This is a genomic window from Cobetia sp. SIMBA_158, from assembly GCF_046566945.1.
Lineage (GTDB): Bacteria > Pseudomonadota > Gammaproteobacteria > Pseudomonadales > Halomonadaceae > Cobetia > Cobetia amphilecti.
In genome coordinates this window covers 1-276 of record NZ_JAWJYL010000295.1, presented here as the reverse complement: position 1 = coordinate 276, position 276 = coordinate 1, and the positions used below count along the sequence as shown (strand labels likewise).

The 276-nt window shown below is 45.3% G+C and carries 1 pseudogene; it reads left to right on the top strand.

Features of this window, described 5'->3' with window-relative positions:
* A pseudogene (locus tag R2R70_RS20035) lies at nt 1–276 on the top strand (hydrolase or metal-binding protein); the annotation flags it as partial.

Sequence of the window (276 nt, the reverse complement as noted above, 5' to 3'; positions counted from 1 at the left end):
CAGGTAATAAGCTGTCATGTTTACCACTACAACTCACACTCAGAGGTAAAAGCACGACGCAAAGCTATCGCACACCAATTTACTTCGTGGATTTGACACTGCGTGATGATGTGACGTTGAAGCAAGCGGTACAAGATGCTGGGGTCATTGATGCAGAGTTAAGTGAACACGGTTTTGACCAAGCAGCGCTAGAAGTAGCTGCTAAGCAAGGCTATGTTAATTCCTGTTTTGAGGTTGATAGCGACGGCCTACTTGATGTGGCTGAAGAGTTTTATC